The following is a 21,179-nucleotide window of genomic DNA, read 5'->3' as shown; positions in this document are numbered from 1 at the left end:
TTACATTCGCCCTTTGATGGTGTACAAAGGCTCCAACAGCCACTCGTAAACCTTACGTGTGTCCAGTTCAATATCTGCGGTCAATGTCATCCCTGGCACAAACATTTGCTCCTCTCCGTAAACCGTAATAGTTGGTTTATCTAATTTGACTCTTACTTGGTACAAACCAACGCCACCATGAGTACGAGAAAGCTGGCTTTGTATCAATGGGCTATTGGGTAGCATCTCAGCCGTGACAGCAGATTTTGATATAGATGAGATAACACCTTGTTGAACGCCAAACTTTTCATAAGGAAATGCATCGAACCGTAGGCGAACATCTTGACCTTCTTGAATAAAACCTATGCTGCGACTCGGTGCGTATAACTCAACAAAAACTGGTTCTTCACCTTCTGGGATCAGTACAAGTAGTGGTTGACCTTTGTTAACTGAATGGCCTTCCTTAACGAATATTGACGCAACCACACCGTTAATAGGAGATACAATCTGAGTGTCTGTTTGAAAAAAGTATTCCATTTTGTTTTGCACGATTTGTTGAAGCTGGCGGTCTATGTCCTGAAGGGCAATCTCAAGCTCTAACTGCAGTGTCTCTCTTGTTTCTTCGCGGTTTGCTTTCTCTCTTCCCAAACGCTGTAAACTCAGGCGTTGGTTTTGCACCTTAGCTTCTAGAGTTATTAACTCTAGTCTTTGCCTCTGAAGTTCAATAGAAGAGATGAACTGCTTGTTGACTAACACTTGTTGTTTATCAACCAAACTTTGAGCAAGACTCAGTTCTTGTTCAGATAAGTCAACAACAACTTTTAGTATGTTAGCCTCTTCAGATAAACGTATTAAGTCATTATCAATGACTTCTAATTGGTGTTGCGATTTTTCTATTTCTTTACTTCGACGTTCATTTAACAAGGTAATTTGATTTTCAATGGTAGTGACAATCCGCTTTTTTACTCCCTGGCCAAACTGATCATATCGCTCTGTTTTGATCTCATACAAAGGCGCCCCAGCGAGTATTTTTTCACCTTCAGTAACAAGTACCTTTTCAGCATATCCTTCATCATTAGCTTGTATCTTTACAATACCTCCAGTCGGACTAACTACACCATTCAGTGTGTCTCGGCGTGTGTACTCGGCAAAAACAACGAAGCAAATGATGGTCATCAGGACAAACACAGATGCAGCCACAAAAAGATGTTGATTCAATGAAGCATCAATTAAAATAGAGCCTTGATGGTCTGACTTCTGCGCCTCAAAATACTCTGGCCGATACAAATGTTTGGCTTTTGATATCACGGGTCATCCTTTCCGTAAGCAAATGAGGTTAAAGCTGCTTAACTGCAATTTTCTGACTCTTCTTTGAAACCAAGTTTGTATTGATTTTTTTTGCCGACAAGTCGACACCACATTGACAAATCTTGGTCCTGCACGTTGTAGGAAGGATAGGTAGCTCAATGTCTTCATCATAAATCGAACCAATCGGACCATCTTGCATACACCAAGAACGGTAAATATCGCCGCTGAATGTGACGACTAAACTGTCAATACCAGCGTAGCAGTCCCAACCTACAAAATTGGTTTGATCATTAGCGATTAGATCAAATGTGGACAGATTCTTGGTTGTTCCATCGGTATATTTAACTTCTAGTTCAGCCATTGAAGGTGGAAGTGTTTTAAGCTCAGGTCGACCACGAAAGTCTTTCATTATTTGTTCTTGTTCGGGTGTGTACGGATACTTCTTGGTAATTCCACCATGACCGAAGCCTTCAAAGAGTGGTTGGAGAGCAATAGAGCAACGAACTTCTTGTTTTAGCTTTTTTGCAAACGCTAAACAGTCATCAAACCGCTCGGGAACCATCATGATGTTTACGTGGAAGCGAGTAGTTTGAGAAGCTTCAAGGACTTTAGACACCTCAATAAAGTGAGATTCACTTTTAATATCATTAATATGATAACTTAGGCTCACTCCAGATAGTAAATGCGCATATTGTTCCCACCACTTCAAGGACTTTGAACCATTTGAAACAATACAGACTAACCCGTTATTTTGATGTATATGCTTGATAAAATCTGTAAAATATCTAAGTAGAGTGACTTCACCTCCACCAAACTCAAAGTATGGTACAAGTCCTTGCTTATTTGACTGCGATATAAGTTCATCAACAAATTTGATTGCAATTTCATATGATGGTGACTTTATTGAACCACTATTGAGGTCAGAATGGCAATAACTGCATTTGTAGTTACAATTATTCATTAGTGCCCAATTTATACCTAAACATGAATCCCAGGATATTATTTCTTCAATTTCCATAATGTATAGTCCTCAACAGACAGAATGAATACAGGTCGCTACATACGACCTGTAGTGTTTATTTTTTATAGTAAGACTTAACCAGCAGCACATGAATTATGAATGTAACAAATAAGGTCAGTCTCAAATAAAAATCTATATCTGTTTTAAATGCAAAGTAACCAATAAGGCTAGCCATAATTGCTGTTGAAGTTAAGTAAATTAAGCGCATTAGAAGTTACACATCCCTCCTCCAAACCCAAAGCCACCAGCCCCTCCCGCAGCAGCGCCTATACTCTTAGCTGCAAATCCTGCCGCACCTCCTGCCGCAGCAAAAGTACCTTGGCAAAGCGCATTCGCTAGCTGAGCCCTGCCTGCATCACCTTGAGGACCAGCCATTTGCTTTATAGCACTAGGAGAGGCAGGATAACCACTAGAGTTACCATCACCACCACCATCAACCATTGATATTTCATCAACACTTAAGTTATACATAAGTTATTTCCTTATATTTGAATTACAGTAAAAGAGTACTGCGCTCATAAAAACTATCTTGTTAGCCAGCCTTTTTTCTTTCCAAGAATTTCATCAGAATAGCCAAGTAAGTTTGGTAGCCATGTAATTGCTTCTAGCAAAGCAGAATACATTGGTGCTTTGAAAGCCTGACGATTTGATAAATCACCAGATAAGTCAAAGTCTCTTATATAGGATTGCACCAACAAAAAATAGATTATTATATTGGCTGCACCGATTGCTATTGGAATCCAAATACCCATTGCAACCATAAATCCTAGTAAAATAATGCTAGACGGAAATATGTATTGTGCTGCGGTCAATAGAAACCAAGGAGATGCACACAATCCAGCTATCCAATGTGTCTTCCAAGCTTCCGCATAAGCTTCTACTCGCCCACGAGCCCAGCGTCGGCGTTGATTAAATAGCCCCTTAGCATCGGTTGGGCACTGCGTAGTTGCTTTTGCTTTGGGTGCGTATCCTGTTCGGTAGCCATTTGATATTGCTTTCCAGCACCAAGCGATGTCTTCGACTAACCACTCGCTCCATCCGCCTAACGTTTTCACTACTGAAGCTCGGTGAGCGACAAAGGCGCCTGCTAAGACAGGAACACAGCCTAGTTTGTCTTGCGCAGCTCTTATTGCGCCATAAAAGCTAATATGTTCATAGTGTTGCAGTTTTCCAATAAAACTGTCTTTATGGTTTTCCGGAGTGATATAACCACAAACAGCGGCGTACTTTTCATCAGACCAAAGCTTAGTGACCAGTTCATAGATGCCATTGGGTTCTATATAGGTATCGCTGTCTACAACTACATACACCTCTCCAGTAGCCATACCAAGTTCTAAAACATGATCCAAGGCAAAGCCTTTTCGCCCGCCATTGACCGCTCTTTCTACAATCTGGAAGTCATGATTTACTTCGGTATGTGAAATCCACTCTTTAACTCTAGTTATTGCATCATTTGTCGAGCCATCATCAATGACAATTACCTGAATTCGATTTGAATAGCTTTGTTCATTTAACTTGTTCAAGGCACATATTAAATGCTCTTTGTTCTCATTATAAAAAGGCAAAAATACAGAGACTGTTGGGTGGTCGTCATTCTTACCGTTCGACTTTCTAAGTTTGTAACATCCAAACAAAACAAGGGTGGTAATAAATGACACTAAGGACGTAGAAATTAATATTACTTCTATTACATCAATCATAGTTATCTCACTCATGATACGTAATCGTTAATAAGCTGACTAACCGATCGATAGTCGTATTCTGTGTTCAAGTGCCGTTGAAGCATGGTAAAGGATGAATATTTAGCCTTTCGCAAAGGAAACCCAATAAAATCAACATCGAGCCCGAGATCCTTTGCTTCTATGAGAACATCCTGACGAAATTCATGGTCATTAAAGCGAGTAACAAACCTTCGCTCAGCACTTTTTAGGCGCTCTTTTAATTGACTCGCTTGTTGTAAGTTCGATATTGAATGATCCTTAAGTCCTAGCTCTGTTAACAAGAACTTGTTCTCATATTCATCAAGTAACCTCGAAAAATATGATGAATATTCTCTAATTTGACCTGTAGTTAATTCGCCTTGCGAGTAGTGATTCAGCGTGTCAATGAAGTTAACTAGCCAGGATTCTATAAGTTCATGGTCATCCCAGACAGCCCCGACACCATTTGCCAGAACATAGTTGCCGAAGTCTGGTACAGCCGTTATTGTGCCAAAATCTAAGAATCGACCATCAACCGATACGTTTGAGCTCGTTAAGGAACCATGTGGGATGCCTTTGACTCTTGATGCTGCAATTTGGCAAGCCAATCGATCGATCATTTTATCTAGTGCATTATCAAGAGAAGCTTTTTCCTTTCCACTTAACAATAATTTCGAGAAATAGGGCGCAGCCTTTCTCACGCGATTGGCATCATTATCACGAAGATGTTTGTAGCTCTCCTCTGGCCAAAAAAAGGAGCAACGCTCAAAGTGGGCAGGGCGTACAGACACTTCCCTTATTGTTAGGGCGCAATGTTTATCAGGCGCATTATCCATGTACCCAAACTTATGCTTTACGTTAGTCTTGATAATAGCTAACGTGCGTATTGCTCCATAGGGCAAATATTTGTGGCAGATTTCTCCCCAAATCGCTTCATTGATCGCCTCATCTATAAATAACTTACCGTGTGAATGACTTTCAGACATATTTGAAGCAACCAAAGGGTTACGGCCAATTCCTTTGATTTGAAAATGGCCATTTAACCCACACCTTGCACTGCCACCATTGCATATTTCATGTCGAGAGCCATACTGATCTGCCATGAACTGTTTTTTATCATTAGTGATAATTCGTTTCTTCTCGGCATAGCCCTTCGACACGTAACTAAAGTTCTCGATCAACTCACTTTTAATGGCATTATCATCAAGTTCAATTTCATATTCTTGTGTAAGCGCCTTATTGATCCAAACAACTTCAGTGTCTTTTAGCTTGTATGTGTCAAATAATACAAAGGACTCTTTAGGTAAATGTTTATCAACATAAGGAGTATTGTCTTTTCTAACATATTTATGTGTTGTCAGAAGTTCAGTATCCATAAATACTCCGTTTATTTGTTTTGATAATATTTCCGTGTTCGTCTCGAATACAAATATTGACCTCTCTTGTACTTATTTTTGTAGAGGAAATTACATGCTTATATAGCGCCTTCAATTGACTTAATCTGTTTCTTTCGACAAACCAGTCAACAACAATCAGATTACATCCCCCATTCCAATGCATTGGCTTAAGTGAGAATCTAGGTTGAGTCATATAATTAGATAGTGTTGAATCATCAACCCACGCCCAGATAACGTATCCGGTGAATCCAACATCGCTAGATAACTTTAAAAACTTGTATTGCCTATGAATTACCGCTGGTTTTATCCAATGCAGGAATGACGCAAGGTTGAGTTCCCTGCGTGAAGCACATTTAGCCATTACCTCCAAAAATTGCCCTAATTCGTGAGTCACTTCTATCTTTGATAAAGGACCATAAGGAAAACCGGAAATTTGACTATTAACTGAAGAAACCGAAGTTTTTCTCATTACAACCTACAGTGACGGTGTGAGTTATTACTCCCTATATTAGAAATTAGAACTTAAATAGATACACCTTCACTAACGCTTTCCTTCGTCTCACAGCACACATTAACTTTATTGATAAACATAACTATTTCATTGCTGTACGAGCTTTGTTGCTTAATTCACGGATAAAGCATGCCTGTTGAAATGAGCTAAGTTTTTAAGCGATATCAATGAGACTTTCATTTCTGTGAAAATGAAAGTCTCATGAAGTGGGTATAACACTCTAAATGAAAGAGTAAGTTATATAGATTGGATTTACGACGCGCTGTTGGAGATTCCCTTTTTACGGGAATGACGAATATTAGGGGTGTAGATGTGAAGCACAAGAAAGGGCAAAGACGAACGACGTTTAATGAAATGATGCGAACATTGTAATTAGATTCCTGCTTCCGCAGGAATGATGTAACTCTGAAGAAATTGGGCAAAAGACATACTTGAATCTTATGCCCTAATTGAAGGTTTTAGAGTGAATTAGAAGAACTAATAGTTTGCGGTGTGTTCCCTGCACATTAAAAGACATTCGTAAAACTCTTAACAGGCATTTGTTGAGACACAACAAGCACTTTGCCATCGGTATAATAATCGTGACTGTCGTTTTTTGCTGTCACAGTAGCAAGCTTAAGATTCTCAGCATTCCATTGAGCGTTTAGTCGAAATACATCTTGCTTAAGCTTGTCGCGCTCGGAGTCGACGTCAGGAGCCACGCTGTGCAAGATGGTGATAATGCCGCCATATGGTGTGATTGTCAGGCCGTTATCATAGCTAAGTGCACCCACCCATACAGTTTCTCTGGTTTGCTTGTCTATACCTGCATTCCACCATCGAATATGCGAGCGTTTAGTTAGCGTTCCCGGTAATTGAAACGCAAGATCTTGTGGCTGCCCGTTCCACATCAAATCGGAGACTGGTGGTGTTTTAGTTTTCAGCAAATTGACGTAGTCGGAGAATTCAAGTTCGCTGCGCGAGAATGTTTTATTTTCAATCCACCCTAGCTGCTTCATTAGGTTCTTGGGAGTTTCACCCAAATAGACCACGTTTACTGCTTGAGCTGAGTAAATCGACGACTGACCCGCGAAAACCTTAAAGTTGAGTCCTTTGACATCAACCACTTTATTTTGAGTGTCGGTAGTGGTGGTGACGACGGTATCGTCGCTGAACCAAAAAAAGTGCGAGTAGTTGAGTGCTAACATGCCTACTAGCAGAAAGCTGCTCGCTTTCAGCCAAGCATAACGCCACTGCTTTTTAAGACCAAAATAGAATAGAGCTAAGGACGCTATGCTTAGCCCTAACGTGTATTTGTGTTCTGAGATGAAGGTCGCCATCTCACCTAACACTGGCACATTGTCCACACCAGCGGCTAACAGGTAGCCCCAAACAACAAATTGCCCCACACCCAACAATAAACCTATCAAGGCATACAGAGAAAATTTACGCCAACGAATATGGTTGGTCCCTGCCATAAATGGCACAACCCAAGCGATAGGGCCTAGTAGCCTTGCAAAGGCAATCACCCAGAATGAATTGCGGTTCATAAGAAGGCGACATCGAGCTAGCGGTCTGCGTATTTTTGGTTGCCAGCGAAGGAGCTTCTTTTGTGCGCTAAAACCGTAATGACGACCAATGAAGAAGCTCAGTTGATCACCGAGTAAGCCGCCAATTAGTACCGCGATAACAGCGAGATATCCACCGCTATAAAGTTGATATCCCGCGGCAATCATAAAGGGTTCTCCCGGAACCACTAGGTTAGGGCCAATGACTGCGTCAAAGAAAGAGCCGAGAAACAGTCCCAATGTCTCAAACATAACGATTCCTTACGTCCTTAGTTTTTGTCGTTTTGATTGGATTTGTATGATTGGTTACTGCTGTTGGTAGTGACCGAACTTGTATTCCATCTCGTTGTTGCGCATTTCGCCAAAGAAAAATCGGCGAACATTGGCTTTGAAATAAGTGAATCCCATTTTGAAGAAGCCATCTTGCTCAAGGCGGCGTGGGTCAAACTGGAAACTCAGCGGTAAGAATCTAAAGCGCCATGTCTTAGCGGCTTTTTTGACGTAGTTACAGTCTTCGCATAGCACGATACTTTCATCAAATCCGCCAATTTCCTCATGAGCACGCTTGGTAGAGAAAATACATGCACCCACGGCGGTTGGGAAAAAGAACTGTGTGGTAAATAACCCTGCATTGAAGAGTCCGTAACCTGCTTTGTAGGCGGGAGCAAGCTTACGCGAACCCATATAAATGCCCGCAACTTCAAGCTTCTCTTCTTCAAGCTTGGTCATTGCTTTCTCTATAAAGTCTTTGTCTAAGCGGACATCAGCATCTAAGAATAATAGTCGTTCATGTTTGGCTAACTTAGCGCCGGTATTGCGTCCTAAGCTGACACCACGTGTTTCCATTGTGTGAACAGTCAGTTCAGGCAGGGCTGGACGATATTTTTCGGCCACTTCACAAGTGCGGTCATCACTGTTGGAGTCAACGACAATCACTTCGAAGTTTTGGTAGGTTTGACAGCTTAAGTCACTGAGTAGACGAGCGATTCTTTTCTCTTCGTTAAGAGTGATAATAACAATGCTTAGTGGTTTCATAATCCAGTCCCTTTGTTCATTAGGTGTTTGTTGATGATTGGATTATGAAGTGGCTGTGCTTAACCTTGGATGAGAAGGCAATTCATATTCGGTTAATATTTTACTTATCAGGTCCCATTGTGTTTCCAGCGCTTAAGAAGCGTGGCTAAATTAGTCCTTAGCGAGGTCTTCAGCCCGCTTTAAGTGGGCTGGAAATAAGTTAGAAACCAATTTGGTATGAGATGAGGGAGAGATGATCCCCTTTGTCGTATTGATAGGTGTAAACCAAACTCTGGTTGTTATTAATCTTGTAACCCGCATCCGCGATGAGATCCCAACTCCTAAAACTAGAACGATGCCCATTGTCTTCTTTAAGGTCGTTGAAGCTATAGGTGTATTCTGGAGTAACACTGAACCAGATGTTGTTACTTGTGTTGTAAACCATACTTAGCGACAACTGCGTATAGTAAGCGGTGTTCGACATATGTTGGTGCTCAAATGAACCTAAGGTTAACTCTGGGACCAAGCGAAGCTCTTTATTTAGCGGCACGTTTACGTGCACACCAAGTTCGCCAGTGTTTGCACGGAGGTTTCTATTGTCGAAGTTGGAATCGTAGTTATAACCAACAAAATAGCCAACACCAGTATTGTGGATGACATTAAGCCTTAGGTCGTGATTGTCAAAATTGTCGTCACTATGATATGTCCCTAATAAACTCCAGCTGTTATTAACTTGGCTAGCAAATTGCGCGTTTACGTCGAAATTATTACTGCCGTAACCAACGGAAAGACCGTTATACAATGCGTATGGGTTTGAGAAGTCGATATTTTTATTTGCTAAAGCCGAAGTAGAAAATAGGGTAGTTAAAATTGCTGCGACAGTGGTTACTTTTTTCATTGTTACTCTCTGTATTAATTAATATTTAACTCATCCATGAATAAGCGTGCAATCCGTCGTCTGTGAGCCGTTTCAATAACGCTACTTTATGTTTTGTGATTGATGTTGACGATGAATTAGAGAAATTCAAATTTGCAGATATCTCCTCTCTATATGAGATAGAAAGGAGATAAAACAGAGTAAGTTGGAAGCTTATCGTCCTATCGCGTGATCGAGCAGTTTCAGCTCTTCGTCAAGGGTAGCGAAGTTACTCTTTCCAAGAATAATCTCGTCCCATTCTGTTTTAGTTAGCTCAATTGTTTTGCCTGAATTCGGATGGTCTGTGATAGCGATAACACCGTTTCTAAGTTCTAAAGCGTAATTCACTTTTTTATCGGTGAATCGTAAGTTAAATTGCACCTGCTTATTTTCGGCTAAACGTGAATCAATCATAAAGCGTAGATATTGAACGTTGTCTTCTAGAGTGGAGTGAGCAAGCTTGTGCGCATCAAGCGCCCCCAGTATGTTGCTCAGCTGTTGGTAATGGGTAATGGTCTCATTCCCAAAAGTCATACTTCCTTCATGGAGTATAGCTTCCGAAATATAAAACCCCCGAGCATTCGCTGACGTGGTGTGTTGCCCCAGTTTTCGTGCGCTGTTCGCCCGAATCTGTTTGGCTTGATCTGACATCGCGTTTAAATTTTGCAATTGCGATGTCAAAAACAAACTCCATTGGATACTTGCTAAATCTCCTTTTTCAAGCGCTGTTTGAGCCATTGAGGTAACTTTGTCGACACCACCCATGGCTTCGATAGTTCTTTTAGCTTGCTGTTGTTTGGTTAACGGATTGATATCGTAAACATCCCAACCCATCCATCCGATTCTGGCATTGTATACTTGCTTAGCGTAGCTCTCGACTTGACCATAAGTCTCATTATTGGCACGAAGGTTCTTGGGCATGTAAATCCATTCCGCAATGTCTTGAGCGTCTTTACCCATCGCTATTCCTCGGTACGTTTGGTCGTGGATAAGCTGCATCGTATCGCGGAAGTATGTAATGGCTTCTCGAGCACTGTCCTTACCAATATTTGCCGCGCCGTGAATGTCTACATGGAACTCAATATCGCGCATTAAAGCTAAATCTGCAGCTTGAACTAAGCGCATTGGATCTCGATAAATATCACCCCTTAGTGTGTATAAGTTGAAGAGACTTCCCTGATTGATGGCATTGGTCACTAATACCTTCTGGTGTGGGAAGTAAAATGCGTCCTCTCCTTGCTCAGGGTGCAGCATTCCAAACTGAATGGCGGCTCTGGTGCTAAAATTGCCGCTTAGTACATTGACACCAGCATCTGCTTGTAGATTGTCCATGAGGTCTTCATGACCGAAGACCAGAGTATTGTCATCAAGCCAGACAGTTGATCCGTGAACATAGTGAGAGTGTGTGTAGAGAATACCAGCAACGGTGATCTCATGACCGACCTCTTTTTCAAGCGCTTTGCGTTGCTGTGTGGCGTATTCGGTGTTGTCACCCGTATCGACGATTATCCATCCTTCAGGACCTTCCAACGCTATGATGTTGCCAATACCCCAACCAGCAATTCGATATACACCGTCGGTGATTTGGGTGACTTGCTTTGCCGCAACATCCCATTCAGCGTTAACGGCTGCCTGTGGTTGTGTCGTAATTGCTCCATTGTGGGTTGTCACCAGCTCGTGGTGCAAAGACATCCCGTACTGATTCTGTGAAGCACTTACTGTTCCGGCAAGTGCCAAACTCATAATGGTTATAGTTAGAGGTTTTATAGATGTAAGAGAAGCGTTTGTTTTCATGGTGTAAACCTGTCTACATTGTGGTGTCCGGTAACATCACGACTCAATATCTGCTTTCCATGTTTAACGATGACTAAGTGATTAATTGGGACACAAGTTATGGGGTTCTGCCCCAGTTGGTTTGGAAGCAAGTGTACGGAGCGATAGGCGTTAAAACTATGAATTGCAGCGATTCATTTTTGCAACCACTCAACGTCGAAAAGAGACGTTGAGTGGTTGCGTGAATAAGTGCCCACTAAGGTGAAAGCAACTATATGTATAAACCTATTTTCTAACTAAAAGGCGTGATAGATATCCTGAACAATTTCTTCAATACCCAAGGTAAAGAACTGAACCCCCATACAAATCAATAGAAATCCCATAATTCGAGTGAAGGCATTAATTCCATTCTGGCCAAGCGCTTTGAGTAGTGGATAAGCCATACTCAGCGTGAAAGCTGCTATGAGAGAAACGACAGCAAATCCAGAAATGACGCCGCTGTATACACTTATCATGTGCAGCTCATCTTTGTGAATGGCGAGCTCAGCTGCAAGACTAATAATTAGCGCCATGGTTCCAGGACCACAAAGAGAGGGAATGGTCAGTGGTACTAGCGCGATAGAGTCTTGGCCGGGGCTTGTATTATCCACGTCTTTCTTTGGAAACAGCATATTGAAGCCAATCGCGATGATAATAACCCCGCCACCCAAGCGAAGACTAGGAATGGAAATACTGAATAATTCAAGGACGGAAGCACCAATAAAAAAGGTAATACACAAAGCAAAGAACAAATAAAGGCCGACGGTTTTTGCCTGCGAGACGATATAACTTTTGTTTCTACCTTTACTCAATCCAAGCAAGACTGTCGCGGCGGCAGGTGGATTCATCATTGGCAATAAACCAACGACCGTTAAACTTAAGTAAGTTAAGAGGGTTTCTATATTCATATCTAATTCCGGAATTTGCTTTTTATTACAATAAGAAAGACTGTGCTAAATAGAGGATGCTAAAGAATGAGATAGCATCAGTTAATGTGGCTAGGATTGGACTTGAGAGCATGGCTGGATCGAGGCCGAGCCGTTTAAGCAGCAGCGGTAGGGAGCCGCCAATCACCACTGCGACTGAAGAGGAAAAAGCGTAGGCGAGGCCAATCAGTAATGGCAGAGCGACGTGGGCACCACCGTGCGACAGCAGTGTTAAGACGGTAAGTACTAGACCGATTAGAATCCCATTTATAGCGCCGATAGGAAGTTCTTTGCTGACGACATACAATAGATCTTTAGGCGAAAGATGTCCGGTTGATAGCTCTCTTATTGAGACTGCGACCGCTTGGTTTCCTGCTGCACCCGAAAGATTGGCAACTAGCGGCAAAATCGCTGCTAGCACCGCGATTTGCTCAATAATAGGTTCGTAGGCTGCAATGATCGACACAGCGGTGTAGCTTAATATGACCGACGGGATTAAGAAGGCTAACCGACGTAAATTCCTCACGTTATTGGGCATGGTACGACATTCATCGCCTCCCCAAATGCCTGACTGCTCTAGCAGCTGTTGTTTCGAGCGTTCATATAACGCCTCGTTTAGCTGTTTTGAACCGACAGCGCCGATTTGAAAGCCTGCTTCATCCACCACTGGAATAATTGGGTGAAACGTATTGTCCAGTATACTTTTCAATGTGTTGAGATCCTGCTCGGGTAATACGGTAGGAACGCTTGGATCAAGATAGTCAGAGAGTTTTGCGCTATACGGGCGCAGGAATATATCGCGGATCTTGAGTGTACCTAGGTATGCCCCTGTAGAGTCATGTAGATAGATATGACGCCACTCTAATCGATCAGCACTATGTTCTTCGGCTCTCAAAATAGCACCTAGATCGGCCACTGTGGTGCTCTCGTCCACTTTGAGGATTTCGCTCTTACAGATCCCACCCGCGGAACTTGCCGGATAGGCGAGTGCTGCTTTTTCTTCATGTTTCCAAGTCGGTGGCAATGCTAGTTTTAACTGGTGTTGAACTTCAGCGGGTAGATGGCTGATCAACATACGTCGGTCAGCTGCACGGATATATTGAAAGAGGACAGTTGTTACAGAAAGCGGTAGCGCCTGAACCAAATGAATTAGCTCAGTGTCGCTAAAGTGGTCAAGCAGATTAGCGGCCAGTATAGGTGAGGCTTCACTGACTAGCTGCCACAGTTTAACTCGTTCATCAGACGTGAGTTTACGTAATACATGGGGAAGCAGTGTTGCATCCGCTTGCTCAATGTTTAATTGAATTGTTGTAACATTTGAAGATTTAATGCTATTTAACACCTCATTGTACAGAGTAACGGTTTCTTCCGAATCTAGTGATACTGTAAGAAAAGACATGACGAGAACCTTAACGTTTGTTGCGAATATATCCGCGTTCTAATGTTGGCAGTCCGAAGGCTGCCAGCACTTGGGATATGTCGTGCGTTAATCAAACATCAAAATGATGTAGGCAAAGAACAACACTAAATGCGTAGCACCATTTAGTGAGTTAGTTCGACCGCTACTGAAACTCACGCTGGTCATGAGGAGGGTGGCAACCAAAAGCACCATTTCCGCTGGCCCTAACCCCAGGCGGATCGGCTCGTTCATAGTGCCGGAAATCAAAAGAACCGCAGGCACGGTTAGAGCAATCGTGGCAAGCACTGAACCGAAAAAAAGATTCATAGCACGTTGCAGTTGGTTTGTGATGGCCGCTTTGATAGCGCCAACGGCTTCAGGAGTAAGAATGATTAAGGCTACGACGAGGCCGCCAAGTGCCGCGGGAGCGCCAAGTTCACTGATACCATCGTTGATAGGTATAGCGAGACTCTTAGCAAGAAGGATAACCACTACAAGGTAGCAGATGAGCATGAGAGTGTGGTAAGCGTTGCTGTGCAACGGACCGTGGTAGTCGTGCTCATCTTCATTATCTGCGTCTATGAAAAAGTGGGTATGGCTTCTGGTTTGAACAAACAAAAACACACCATACAGAGCGATAGATGTCAGTACTAGTGTCCACGTTAACCCTGCTGACATATTGCCAAAGGAGTCCATACTGGTGAAATTAGGCAGAATGAGGCACAGCATGGCGAGTGGAATGATCGCAACAAGGTAAGCTTTTATTCCATCTAGGTTATAGGTTTGCGTATGGTATTTTAGGCCCCCAATCAGGAGGGTAATGCCGACAAAACCATTCAATACGGCCATAACAACGGCAAACATGGTGTCTCGGGCTAAAACCGGATTAGACTCTCCTGTTAACATGACCGACGACACCATAATGACTTCAAGTAATACAACAGAAAGCGTAAGAATCAGCGTACCGTAGGGGTCGCCTAGTTTGATCGCCAGAGCATCGGAATGCCTTACCACAGCAAATATCGCGGTCATCACCACGTAGAATAGTAATCCGGTAGTGAGGATATAAGGGACAACGGAAAGACTGCCGTTAAGCAAGTTATCACCAATTAGTTTAAAAAAAACGATGGCCACGATGCCAAGTGGCAGCGTGTACTCTTGTTTTAAAGCCTTGAACATGTTCAGCCTTTTATGAGATCCAGTATGTCGTTGCCTCCTTTTAACGACAGATTGATGGCATAGGCTACTGATTCCTATCAGTAGATCTTTGGGTGAACATTAATTGCTAGAAAGGGTGCCGACCATGAATTAGAGAAATTCATTCGTGGCTTAAATGTTGTGTAGGGGCGAGAAGATCCTTTCAGTCTTTGATTTACTGAGTAGAAGGAGAGGGAGGATATAACAGCAACAATACCATTTGCTTCGATTGTCATATTCGCTCATAGTTGAATATATAAGGAAATAAATAGGTTAGAGAATGAAAGAAATCAAAGAGTTGGATCTTAATCTCTTGAAGCTGCTCCGTGCCGTGGTAGAAACAAAAAATACTCATGCAGCCGCTAGTCAGCTTGGGATTTCCCAAACCAGTGTTAGCCGAGGTTTAGCTAAACTTCGAGAAGTATTTGGCGACCAACTTTTTATCCGTAAAGCGCATGGAGTCGAACCATCAGAGCTCGCCGAGAAGCTGGCTCAAGCTTCCGATGAAATGTTCACGCCGATTATAAAAGTTGTTGAGTCGTATCGAGATTTTGAACCGCGTGAGTTTGATGGTGAGCTTGTTATCGCGATGCATATCTTTTTCTTAGAAGTATATGGGGTAGGTATCTTTGAGGTGCTTAGGGCGGTACTGCCTAAAGCGAAGCTCAAGCTTGTTTATTGGCAGCCTGATTCGTTGACGGATGTTTTTAACGGTCACATTGACTACCTTATTCATTTTGAGGGTTACCCTCTACCACAAGAGATTTATCAGCCCCACCTGAGTGCGATCAAACTATGTCTGGTAGCGCGAAAGAATCACCCTGTTCTGACTAAATCTAGCGAATGGGATGCGATCCATTCTCTGCCTTTAACACGAGTTGAGATGGATGGAATTAACTCAAAGCGATCACCCATCGAAGATATCTACCAATCAAAAGGTTACCAAGCGAATGTTGCGTTGGTTACCCACAGCGTTAAGGTACTGCTGCATAAATTAAAGAACTCTGACGCGATTCTTTACGGAAGCAGTTATATGACGGAGCTGGAGCCTGAGTTAGCTTGTTACCCTCTGCCTAAGTTTCCTAAAGAGTTACGTGAAGTCAATATTGTTGGTGGATACCTGCAAACAAAACGAGGGTACCCATTGAATCAACTGGTGCACCAAGCGTTACAATCCTATTTTGATGACGTAGTACAGCCGGAATATTAGTCTAACCATGTCTATTGACCGAGGAGGTCTTCGCCGGAAACACTGTACTACTTTTGATTTCATGTTTGTATTCGTAGCTAAAGTCAGGAAATGGGTAGTTATTGGTGGTATGCCAAGTTTCTACAATTTGCTTCGCTTCTTCGGCTAATCCTTGGTCAGTTTCGGAGAGGTGCCCGGCGAACTGGTATTGGGTCGAGAAGGCGAGTTGCGCACCAATAGTTTCAATTTTCTGGGCCATAAGAAAGAGAATATCTTCTTGTATTGACAAGAATTCTTCGTTGTCTTTGCAATGGATATAGCACATAGTGTTGACCAAAATAGCAAACTCACCTATACCACAAAAACGTACACGTATCGGCTCGGGTTCGACTTTAGGGTGCTGTAAAAGTACTCGGCGTATGCTAACAATGAGAACTTTAAGCTGCTCTTGAGTGAGCTCTGGTCGAATGCGCAGAGTGTGCTCCATCCTCCTTTTGTCACGCCTTTCAAGATTATCAATTTCCATGTTTGCAAACTCAGAGTTAGGTATGGTGATTAATGATCGCTCTAGAGTACGGATCCGAGTTGATCGTAAACCAATGCTCTCGATAGTGCCGAGCTTGTCGCCATAACGACACAACTCACCAATTTTTATACCGCCATCTGCATACAGCGTTAATCCGTTGATGACGTTCTCCAGTACCGGCCGAATTGCCAAGGCAACGGCTAGACCCCCTACACCAATACCTGCGAGTAAAGGGGAGATGGAAAACCCCATAAATTCGATGACATAAATACCAAGTATGATGATAGTGAGGCCACCGAAAATACGCGACAAAACGGTAATTAGTGAGGAGTCTACGTGTTTTCCATTGTTTCTTTTAAAGGCATATAAGGCCGCGCCGTACTTAAAAGTAGCCATAATGAGCCAAGATAAAATATAGAACTGTGCTAAAAAGAAACACGTTGTTATGAACTGATATACCCCTCCGGTTAACCAGATACCTTGATCCATGACTTGACGAGTGAGGTAAAGAATAAAGCCACAGCTGATTAATGAAATCAGTTTGCCGACTTTCCATTTCAAATTTTTCTGTGCCCAATGTTGGTTCCAACGTTGGCCTAAATAAACACTCATTTTTATGGACGCATAGCAGGTGCTGGCAAGTAGTAGAACAGCAATCCACTGCCAAAGTGGTAATGGGCCGTAAAGAATATGGACCTTATCAGGCAGTGACGCGATAAATTGTTTGGGGAAAAGTGGGCCTGGTGAATGTATGAAAACCGTATAATAGTCGAGCCGTTCTGAGCTGTTATAGGGCAAAGGCTGTAGTGTTCGGTACCACTTAGGTAATTGCTGGATCGTGTTTGCCGAAAATACGTACTGGCCTGCACGTTCACCATCAGTCAGTTTGGTGATTGTTATGTCTGTATTATCAAAGCGCCAAAAATCGTAGGATGACGATTTTGGTAGTGCTTTTAGGGCTTCTGAATCAAGACGATCTATTATCTCACGAAGTAAAATAATGCGCTCCATCACGACTACGGTTCGAGTTCGGTTCGGAACGAGAGATAGGTCCATGGTTCGAATAGCTTGTGCTAATGCAAGCTCGGCTCCAATAGTACGTAGTTCTTCCTGTTGCCAGTATTGGATGAGCTCATCAGAAGCCTGTATGAAGCTATTAAGGGTTTGTTGAGGGGAAGAGGTGTTCGATAGCAGTCGAGAAGTAGCAGCAAAGCTAGGAGAACAAAGTACGCAAAGAAGCAGTGGTGTTAACCAGCGAAATCGATGAGTGAGTGACATGTAATACTCCTGACAATTGCTAGAGGAGGGGAGTTGAAGCGAGAGTACTCGCTTCAATTCAGCAATGTGACGGTTAGTTGATGTGTTTATCAAAGAAGCGTGATAGTTCTTTGAGGGCATCGTCAGACTCAGGTACTGGCTGAACGAGGCTCTGTAAGTAATCAGCGTGTGTTTGACCATCGTAGATATGCAGCTGTGCGTCGATGTTCTGAGCTCTTAACGCTCGATGCATTCTAACCGTGTCACTTAGCAACAAATCCCTAGTGCCTGAAATTAATATCGTTGGTGGGAAGTTAGAAAGATCGCCATAAACTGGAGACAATAAAGGATTGTCCAGTGGCTCTCCATTGGCGTAGACATCGAAAGCTGCGTTAATAATACCGTCTCGTCCGCCTAATGGGTCGAGACCTTGCAATGTAAGCCAACTATCCGATGTTTCTTTCAGGTCAGTGGCAGGGGTTCCTGCAAACAGAACACCGGGCAGTGGTGCACCGAGTTCTTTGAGTTTGAGTGTTGTGGTTAGAGTAATATTACCACCTGCAGACGTACCAAATAGAGCGGTTTTTTCTGCTGGTTGTATTTTTATTAGTTCCTTCCAAACGGCAACAGTATCGTCGATCGCTGCTGGAAATGGATGCTCAGGTGGTTGTCGGTAGTTCACCGAAATAACCTTTGCATTTAATCCGTCAGCAACCCAAATAGCCTCACGTAATGCGGACTCATCGCCGCCAAAGACAAATGCCCCTCCGTGAACGTGTACCAGCCATCTATCTTGATATTGAGGTGATACTTTCTTAGGTGTAACGAAAAAGGTATCGACACCCGCGAAGATTTTTCGTTCATAATGGACGCCAAGTCGCTCTGCCGCTGTAACAGCAATATCCGCATGGAGAGAGTCTAGAGCAGATCGCGCGGCTTGCCACTCTTCATCCGTTGTTGGAATGGGAACACCTGTCGGATAAACTTTTTGTTCTATTATCGAAGCAAGTTCCTCTGACACTCCAGGAGGGGTCGGAATCGTGCGCTCGGGTATTGTGATGCTTGCCATAACAGATGCGGTCATCACTCCCGTTAATGATAGTGCGGTCATCGTTTTAGTAATGTAGTTTCTCATACTGGCTCTCAACATAGATTGATTTCTTTTTAATTGTTGAGCGCTATTCTTCACGGTTCCGGAAGCCTTGACGATGAATTAGAGAAATTCAGTATTGCGGTTCAGAAATGAATTTCTCCAATTCCTCGGTTTGCACTAGTGAGTTTGTTATAACATCGGAAATAGCTGACTAAGGTAGAAACAATGAAGTATTTATCACTGGCTCTGGTGTTCACTGGCTGTCTAGCGTTCTTCTTTTTCTTCGCATTGCGTATGAATGTATAGCGATTAGTGATCAAACCTTGAAGTTACGTTATACAACGTGGCTTTTCACTTCTTCTAGAACCCAGGGGTTAGCAATCGCCCCTTGGTTCTTGACCGGTTGACCATGTAGCGTTTGCTTGACCGCTAGCTCTACTAACTTGCCTGACTTGGTTCGTGGTACTTCGCTGATCGGATAGATCTCTGAAGGAACATGACGTGGAGAGCAGTGTGTTTTCAGGGTTTGTTTAATGCGTTGTTTTAAGACGTCATCAAGCGTGGCCGTGTTGCTAAGTTGAACAAACAGGACCACGGTTTCATTACCATTTTGAACCCGACCAACCGCGATAGCGTCACTGATTTCCTCCAACTGGTTCACTTGCTGGTATATTTCTGCAGTTCCAATACGAACACCTCCCGGATTAAGAGTAGCGTCACTTCGACCAAAAAAGGTCATACCGCCAGTAAGACTTTGCATTACATCGTCGCCATGATTCCAAGCTCCTGGGAATTCAGCCCAATACGCATTGTGATAGCGTTCGCCCTTATCGCTCCAAAAACCGATAGGCTGATTGGGAAAACTGTTGCGACATACCAGCTCTCCACGCTGTTCAATCACGCTCTTACCTTGTTCATTGAATACTTTTACATCCAGCCCTAGTCCCGATGCTTGGCATTCTCCTCTGTAGACTGGGGACACAGGGTTACCCAAGACAAAACAGCCACAAATATCGGTTCCCCCTGATATAGAAGCCAGATGCAAGTCTGGTTTTATCGCGTCATAGACGAAATCAAACTGTTGCGGATAAAGTACGGAGCCTGTTGAACACAGCGTTTTGAGTCGTGGTAAAGCGAAGTGTTCGTTGGGTCGATAATGGAGCTTTTGTAAAGTCTCGAGGTACTTTGCAGATGTACCAAACAGAGTGACCTCAGCTTTATGAGCGAGTTGCCAAACGGTGTTTACTTTGGGATAGACAGGGCTGCCATCAAATATTACCAATGTTGCCCCCGATGCCAAGGCAGAGACTTGCCAGTTCCACATCATCCAACCACAAGTGGTGTAATAGAACACGCGGTCTTGGGGCTTGATATCACAATGGAGTTGATGTTCTTTCAAGTGGTTGATAGTAGTGCCACCGACAGAATGCACAATACATTTTGGTTTGCCTGTTGTCCCCGAAGAGTAGAGAACGAATAAAGGTGCATTAAACTTAACGCGATGGAAGGCGACTGGCATAGGCGAAAAACGCCGTGCTAGGGAGCCCCAATCCACGGCATTTTCCATTTGAGTATCGTGCTGGTCAGAATAGCGAATCAGGCAAGCTTGGGTAATCGAAGGCAGAGCGTCGATAAGGCTTTGGTTTTTCTCAATCATTCCGAAAGCCTTGCCATTGAAATGGTAACCGTCGCAGCAGAATAGGATTTTAGGTTCAACTTGCCCAAACCGTTCGATGACACTGTCCACGCCGAAATCGGGAGAGGTGGAAGTCCATATCGCCCCTAAACTGGTCGCTGCGAGCATGGCGATAACTGTATGAGGAATATGTGGCAAATAGCCTGCCACGACATCGCCTTCAGCAATACCCAACTCAATAAGCCATTGTTGGACGATGGAGACCTGCTCAATTAACTGCTGCCAAGTAAGGTGAGACGACTGATGATTTTCGTTCTGAAAGTAAATAGCAAGTTCAGAAGGGTGAGCCTTGCCGTAAGCTAGGAGATTTTCGGCATAATTTAATGTCGCATTGGGGAACCAGAGCGTGTCTCTAGCGACGACAGGTTTGTCCCATTTTGGCGAACCTAACTGGCAACTCGGCGCATGCCTGTCTCCAACTACACCACAATAATCCCATACTTCATTCCAAAAGGACTCTGGCTGGCTGATGGACCACTGATGCAAATGAGCATAATCACTAAAGCTGAGCCCTTGTTGTTCCAGTACTTGCATAAAGGCTTTGAGATGAGAACCCTCGACTCGCTCGGGAGAAGGCGACCAGAGTGGGATGTGATCCATGTCGTTATTTGGCATGCGCTTCCTTTGTACTTAATGCGATGAATTGTGATTAAGTTTTGGTGCGAATCCTCAATACGTCAAATTGAGGGAG

16 protein-coding genes are annotated in these 21,179 nt (G+C 43.3%); 1 reads left to right on the top strand and 15 read right to left on the bottom strand.

The features are described from left to right. The 12 genes from MMA19_RS04720 to MMA19_RS04665 form a co-directional block, all read right to left on the bottom strand. Positions 1–1,287, bottom strand: a complete 1,287-nt coding sequence (locus MMA19_RS04720) for an HlyD family efflux transporter periplasmic adaptor subunit (RefSeq protein ID WP_240205625.1) — start codon at positions 1,285–1,287, stop codon at positions 1–3. Positions 1,288–1,315: 28 nt separating this feature from the next. Beyond that, entirely contained in the window at positions 1,316–2,305 is a 990-nt protein-coding gene (locus MMA19_RS04715) for a radical SAM protein (RefSeq protein WP_240205624.1), read from the bottom strand. A 210-nt stretch (positions 2,306–2,515) separates the two neighbouring features. After that, positions 2,516–2,779 (bottom strand): hypothetical protein, encoded by a 264-nt coding sequence (locus MMA19_RS04710; protein WP_038227239.1) that lies wholly within the window; start codon positions 2,777–2,779, stop codon positions 2,516–2,518. Between the two features lie 53 nt (positions 2,780–2,832). After that, positions 2,833–4,008: a glycosyltransferase family 2 protein gene (locus tag MMA19_RS04705; RefSeq protein WP_346657527.1), complete on the bottom strand. Its 1,176-nt coding sequence runs from the start codon at positions 4,006–4,008 to the stop codon at positions 2,833–2,835. An 11-nt stretch (positions 4,009–4,019) separates the two neighbouring features. Continuing rightward, a complete protein-coding gene (locus MMA19_RS04700; protein WP_240205622.1) occupies positions 4,020–5,384 on the bottom strand; it encodes a protein adenylyltransferase SelO family protein in 1,365 nt (454 codons plus the stop codon). A gap of 1,038 nt (positions 5,385–6,422) precedes the next feature. Beyond that, positions 6,423–7,715: an LssY C-terminal domain-containing protein gene (locus tag MMA19_RS04695; protein WP_240205621.1), complete on the bottom strand. Its 1,293-nt coding sequence runs from the start codon at positions 7,713–7,715 to the stop codon at positions 6,423–6,425. Positions 7,716–7,769: 54 nt separating this feature from the next. Beyond that, a complete protein-coding gene (locus MMA19_RS04690) occupies positions 7,770–8,498 on the bottom strand; it encodes a glycosyltransferase (protein WP_038227235.1) in 729 nt (242 codons plus the stop codon). 199 nt (positions 8,499–8,697) lie between these two features. After that, positions 8,698–9,375, bottom strand: coding sequence for a hypothetical protein (locus MMA19_RS04685; RefSeq protein ID WP_240205620.1), 678 nt, complete (start codon positions 9,373–9,375; stop codon positions 8,698–8,700). Between the two features lie 192 nt (positions 9,376–9,567). Beyond that, a complete protein-coding gene (locus MMA19_RS04680; RefSeq protein WP_240205619.1) occupies positions 9,568–11,187 on the bottom strand; it encodes an alkyl sulfatase dimerization domain-containing protein in 1,620 nt (539 codons plus the stop codon). 275 nt (positions 11,188–11,462) lie between these two features. Continuing rightward, on the bottom strand, positions 11,463–12,113 hold the full coding sequence (locus tag MMA19_RS04675; RefSeq protein WP_240205618.1) for a MarC family NAAT transporter: 651 nt from the start codon (positions 12,111–12,113) through the stop codon (positions 11,463–11,465). 25 nt (positions 12,114–12,138) lie between these two features. Then, positions 12,139–13,530, bottom strand: a complete 1,392-nt coding sequence (locus tag MMA19_RS04670) for a magnesium transporter (protein ID WP_240205617.1) — start codon at positions 13,528–13,530, stop codon at positions 12,139–12,141. A gap of 87 nt (positions 13,531–13,617) precedes the next feature. After that, entirely contained in the window at positions 13,618–14,709 is a 1,092-nt protein-coding gene (locus MMA19_RS04665; protein ID WP_240205616.1) for a calcium:proton antiporter, read from the bottom strand. A gap of 298 nt (positions 14,710–15,007) precedes the next feature. Between MMA19_RS04665 and MMA19_RS04660 the strand changes: the two genes are divergently transcribed. Beyond that, the gene (locus MMA19_RS04660; protein WP_240205615.1) at positions 15,008–15,937 is read left to right on the top strand and encodes a LysR family transcriptional regulator; all 930 of its coding nucleotides are present in this window, start codon (positions 15,008–15,010) and stop codon (positions 15,935–15,937) included. Between the two features lies 1 nt (position 15,938). Here MMA19_RS04660 and MMA19_RS04655 read toward each other — a convergent pair whose 3' ends face one another. The 3 genes from MMA19_RS04655 to MMA19_RS04645 all read right to left on the bottom strand — a co-directional run bounded on the left by MMA19_RS04655 (position 15,939) and on the right by MMA19_RS04645 (position 21,103). Then, on the bottom strand, positions 15,939–17,720 hold the full coding sequence (locus MMA19_RS04655) for a mechanosensitive ion channel domain-containing protein (protein WP_240205614.1): 1,782 nt from the start codon (positions 17,718–17,720) through the stop codon (positions 15,939–15,941). A 73-nt stretch (positions 17,721–17,793) separates the two neighbouring features. Beyond that, positions 17,794–18,834, bottom strand: coding sequence for an alpha/beta hydrolase (locus MMA19_RS04650; protein ID WP_124941403.1), 1,041 nt, complete (start codon positions 18,832–18,834; stop codon positions 17,794–17,796). Between the two features lie 292 nt (positions 18,835–19,126). Continuing rightward, entirely contained in the window at positions 19,127–21,103 is a 1,977-nt protein-coding gene (locus MMA19_RS04645; RefSeq protein WP_240205613.1) for an acetoacetate--CoA ligase, read from the bottom strand. Between the last annotated feature and the right edge of the window lie 76 nt (positions 21,104–21,179).

This window comes from Vibrio sp. CyArs1, assembly GCF_022432925.1.
Lineage (GTDB): Bacteria > Pseudomonadota > Gammaproteobacteria > Enterobacterales > Vibrionaceae > Vibrio > Vibrio mediterranei.
The sequence above is the reverse complement of the archived record's forward strand: the minus strand, read 5'-3'. Positions and strand labels throughout refer to the sequence as shown.